The organism is Nonomuraea lactucae, from assembly GCF_003313395.1.
GTDB lineage: Bacteria > Actinomycetota > Actinomycetes > Streptosporangiales > Streptosporangiaceae > Nonomuraea > Nonomuraea lactucae.
Genome location: NZ_QNFZ01000011.1, coordinates 1 through 4,472 on the forward strand (window position 1 = coordinate 1; position 4,472 = coordinate 4,472).

General features: G+C 72.9%; 4 protein-coding genes. All 4 read right to left on the reverse strand.

Features of this window, described 5'->3' with window-relative positions; all coding sequences use genetic code 11:
* Positions 1 to 20: 20 nt before the first annotated feature.
* Positions 21 to 395 carry a DUF742 domain-containing protein gene (locus DQW85_RS00685; RefSeq protein WP_113698547.1) on the reverse strand — a complete coding sequence of 125 codons (375 nt, stop codon included), beginning with the start codon at positions 393 to 395 and terminating at the stop codon, positions 21 to 23.
* Positions 392 to 2,710, reverse strand: a complete 2,319-nt coding sequence (locus tag DQW85_RS00690; RefSeq protein ID WP_113698548.1) for a sensor histidine kinase — start codon at positions 2,708 to 2,710, stop codon at positions 392 to 394. Before DQW85_RS00690 ends, DQW85_RS00685 begins: the two co-directional genes overlap by 4 nt.
* A gap of 62 nt (positions 2,711 to 2,772) precedes the next feature.
* The gene (locus DQW85_RS00695) at positions 2,773 to 3,459 is read right to left on the reverse strand and encodes a DUF998 domain-containing protein (protein WP_113698549.1); all 687 of its coding nucleotides are present in this window, start codon (positions 3,457 to 3,459) and stop codon (positions 2,773 to 2,775) included.
* Positions 3,460 to 3,606: 147 nt separating this feature from the next.
* A partial coding sequence (locus DQW85_RS00700; RefSeq protein ID WP_275888154.1) for an FGGY-family carbohydrate kinase occupies positions 3,607 to 4,472 on the reverse strand: 866 nt, incomplete at its 5' end.

The following is a 4,472-nucleotide window of genomic DNA, read 5'->3' on the forward strand; positions in this document are numbered from 1 at the left end:
CCGCGGCCGGCTAGCCGCCTCTAGAGGGCCTTCAGGCCGTTGATCACTTCCTGGAGCAGGTTCTCGGTGGTCGCCGTATCATTAAAAAACGGCGGCCGTACCGTGACCAGCCCGTGGTGGAGCAGGTCGCCGAGGAGCACCCGGACCACGCCCACCGGCAGGTCCAGCTCGGCGGCCACCTCCACGAGCGGTCTGCTCTGGCCGGTGACGCAGCCGATCAGCCGCCGGTGCTGGACGCTCAGCTCCGCCTTGGCGGGCACCGGGAGTCCGCTCGCGGCGACGCTCGCCAGCAGGTCGATCCGGGGAGCGGACGATCTGGTGCGGCCACGGGCGACCGCGTACGGCCGTACGACCGGCCCGGCCTCCTCGTCGACCCACTCGTGCTCGCGGCTCACGACTGAGATCCCCCATCCTGATCGCTGTCCTGCCGCCCGCGTTGCCAGCCCGACTGGAGGGAGGAGAGCAGCGCCCTGGTCTCCTCGGGCGAGCGCTCGTCCGGTGCCGCGAGCTCCTGCTCCCTGAGCTGCGGGGCCAGGTTGGCCTTGCGTTGCCGGCGCGGCAGTTCCGGTCCCGAGTCCTGCTGCGGCCCGAGTTGCGGCTGGGGCTGTTGCTGCGGCGCCGGTCCGCGCCTGGAGGTCCGGATCCGGCGCGGCAGCCCGCCGGGGCCCGCTCCGCGCCTCTCCGGTGAGTCGGACCCTGGCGCGCCGTCCATCAGGCCCGAGGCATCCCCGGACGCGCCATACAGGCCCGAGGCATCCCCGGACGCGCCGATCTGGGCCGCGTCGTCCCTGACCACCGAGACGGACACCGTCTCGAGCTCGGGCATCTCGACCGGGAGCGGCAGCATCTCGACCAGAGTCGCGGGCACCAGGACGATCGCGGTGGTCCCGCCGTACGGGGAGGGCTTGACCGTCACCGAGATGCCGTGCCGGGCCGCGAGCATGCCGACCACCGCGAACCCCAGCTGCTCGGTCTGCGACGGGTCGAAGTCGGGCGGGCTGGCGAGCCGCTCGTTGATGAGGCGGCGGATCTCCGCGGGCATGCCGAGGCCGCGGTCCTCGACCTCGACGGCGAAGCCCCGGCCCACCAGCTCGCCGCGGATGGACACCTCGTTGCCGGGCGAGGAGAACGTGGTGGCGTTCTCGATCAGCTCGGCGAACAGGTGCATGAGGTCCGCCACGGCCGTGCCGGAGAAGCCGTACTCGGGCATCGGGTAGACCCGGACCCGGGTGTACTCCTCGACCTGCGCGGCGGCGCCGTTCAGCACGTCCTCGACCGAGATGACGCCGCGCCAGCGCCGCCCGGCCGCGCCGCCGGACAGCAGCACCAGTCCCTCCGCGTGGCGGCGCATGCGGGTGGTCAGGTGGTCGAGCTTGAACAGCCGTTCCAGCGCCTCGGGCTCCTCGGTCTCGCGCTGCATGTCGTCGAGGAGCTTGAGCTGGCGCTGCAGCAGCGACTGGCTGCGCCTGGCCAGGTTGCGCAGCGCCTGGGCGACGCCCTCGCGCAGCCGGGCCTGCTCGACCGCCGTGTCCACGGCGGTGCGCTGCACGCTGTCGAACGCCGCCGCCAGGTCGGCGACCTCGCTGGTCGCCTTGTCGGCCACCGTGATGGGCGGCGCCTCGGCCTCCACGTCCACCGGCTCGCCCTTGCGCAGCCGTTCCACCACGCCGGGCAGCCTGATCTCGGCCAGGTCGAGCGCGCCGCGGCGCAGCCTACCGAGGTCGAGGGTGACACGCCGGCCGACGCGGATCGACACGATGACGGAGACCACGACCGCCATCAGCCCGAGCACGCCCGCCACCGCGGCGCGCACGAAGATCTCGACAGCGGCCGGCTTGATCTGGAGGAACAGCTTGCCGGCGCCGCTGCGGAAGGCGGTGATGTAGTCCTGCATCACCGGGTCGGCCAGCTCGCGCCACATGAGCACGTTGACGGGCTCGCCCGCGATGTACGAGTCCAGCGCCCGCTGCATCGTGGCGTAGCGGGAGGATGCGATGACCTTCTCGAACGGGGCCCGCAGGTCGGGGTCCAGGTTGGCCATCGCCGTGGAAAGCAGGTGCGTACGCGCCCCGTCGACCTCGATCAGCAGGTGCACGTCCTTCGTCGAGAGCTTGCCGTTCGCGGCGACGATGAGGGCGTTCTCGCGGCTCATCATCTCCCGCACCTCGTCGGTGAGCACCATGCCGTACGTCTGGCGGGTCAGGTCCGCGTCGGTGGTGATCGCGAACAGCGAGTAGACGTAGTGGACCAGGTCGGAGACGGACGAATACTCCCTGACCAGGGTCACGGCGCTCATCCTGCCGCTGTCGACCTGGCGCCTGATGTCCGGCAGCCGCTCGATCGCGTCCAGGGCGTCCTTCACCCGCCCCCGCATCTGGGGCGTCATCGCCGCCTGGCTGCTCTCCTGCCGGACCGCATCGGTGAGCCTGGTCCGCACCTGGTCGGTCCTGGCGCGGGCCCCCGCGAGCGGGGCCGGGTCGGCGACGATGCCGCCCAACCGTTCGGCGGAGGCGAGGCGTTCCTGCTGGAGCTCTCCGACGAGCGCGTTGGCGTGCTTGAGGACGCCGCTCCAGAGGGTCTGCGCCTTGAAGAGGCCGAAGGCGTCGCCGAAGGTGGTGCTCGCCGCGAAGACCCAGAGCACGACCAGGGAGACCAGGGGGATGACGAGCAGTGTCGAGATCTTGAACCTGATGGATCTGCCCGATGCCATGGTACCTGCTCCCGGATAGAAGATCGCCGGAGAGAATAGCACCGAAACAGGTCAGATTAAGATCAACTAGCGATAATTCTGTGATATGTCTGGAAATTAGCGGGCTCCTCGGACGTGGCTCGGGCCCACGCCAGCCGTACCAGCCAGGCGGCCAGAACCCCCAGCACGGCCACCTCCGCGCCCAGCAGCAACCGCTCCACCAGGCCGATCAGCACCCGCTCGCCCGGCAGCGCCACGTACGTGATCGCCAGCAGCCCGAACCCCCCGGCCAGCGCCAGCCACTCCACCACCCTGGCGACCGGCTTCCACTCCTCGGCGGCGGCCAGCCGCGGCACCATCAGCGCCGCCGCCAGCGGCAGGCTGACGAACGCCGCCACCGACGCGTACCGGTGAACCTGCGCGGTCACCGTCAGGTCCGCGCCGATCGGCGTGGTCGGCACGACCGCCGCCACCACCAGCGCCACCGACCAGACCAGCAGCAGCCGCTCCGGAAACCCCCGCACCGGAGCGCCCGCCGCCCGCAGCCCGCCCAGCAACACCAGCGACCCGAGGCCCATCACCGCCATCGCGACCTCCGTGACGCCCCCGCGGTCAGCCACGGCGTACTCGCTCACGGTCACGTTCAGCGGGTCGAGGTAGGGGTCCGGGCCGAACTGCCCGACCACGACAGCCACCACCGAGAACCCGATCGAGACGCACGCGCCCAGCGCCCACATCCCCGGCGACAACCTCGCCCTCACTCCGGTCATGCACCAACCCTCGCGTCCCGCCCCCTCCCCCGGCATCCGGCCCACCCCCACCGGATCCCTGATCCGCCCCCGGGGTCCCCTAGGGGTTTCCCCGACGCAGCGGAGCCCGCCTCCCCACGGCGACGTCTCGCCGCCGTCCGGCCGGGACTAACTCGGCCGGGTCAGTACGTGCGGGGCCGCCGCCGCGTAGCGGGCGCGGATCTCCGGCACCGGAGCGCCCTTGTACACGGCCGCTTCCTGGGACGCCCAGTCGACTTCGCCGTCGAGGAGCCAGGCGGCCTGGTAGGCGGCTCCGTCGGCCACGTACTCCCCCGGCGGCGGCGCGAGGACGGAACGGCCGAAGATCGTCGGGGCGATGCGGCGGACCGCCTCCGAGCGGGCGCCTCCCCCGATCAGCAGCACCCGCTCTGGGGCCACGCCGAGCGCGTCGAGGGCGTCGGCGAGGCCGCACAGCATGCCCTCGATCGAGGCCCGCGCCAGGTGGGCGGGGGTCGAGGTGGCCAGGGTCAGGCCGTGGAGCGAGCCGGTGGCCGTGGGGTGGTTGGGGGTGCGCTCGCCCTCCAGGTAGGGCACCATCGTGAGCCCGCCCGCGCCCGGCGGCGCCTGCAGTGCCAGGTCGCCGAGCCGGTCGAGGTCCACGCCGGCGAGGCGGGCCGCCGCGTCCATCACCCGGGCGGCGTTCAGCGTGCAGACCAGCGGGAGGAAGCGCCCCGTGGCGTCGGCGAACCCGGCGACCGCCCCGCTCGGGTCGGCGCTGGGCACGTCGGAGACCGCGAACACGGTGCCCGACGTGCCGATCGACACCACCACGTCCCCGGGCCGCGCCCCGACACCCAGCGCGGCGGCCATGTTGTCGCCGGTGCCCGGCGCGATCCGCATCCGCCCCTCGCGCCCTCCTCCCGGCCCGAACCCCGCGGCGCCATCGGTCGCAGACGCGCCCGCGCCCTCAGGTGGGGTCGTCACGGGCCGGTCCGTGGTCCCGGACAGGGCCGCGCCCGCGGGCGGGGGTGTGG

Coding starts and splice junctions, on each gene's coding strand:
- DQW85_RS00690 (WP_113698548.1), bottom strand. CDS start 2,710: ATGGCATCGGGCAGATCCATCAGGTTCAAGATCTCGACACTGCTCGTC.
- DQW85_RS00695 (WP_113698549.1), bottom strand. CDS start 3,459: ATGACCGGAGTGAGGGCGAGGTTGTCGCCGGGGATGTGGGCGCTGGGC.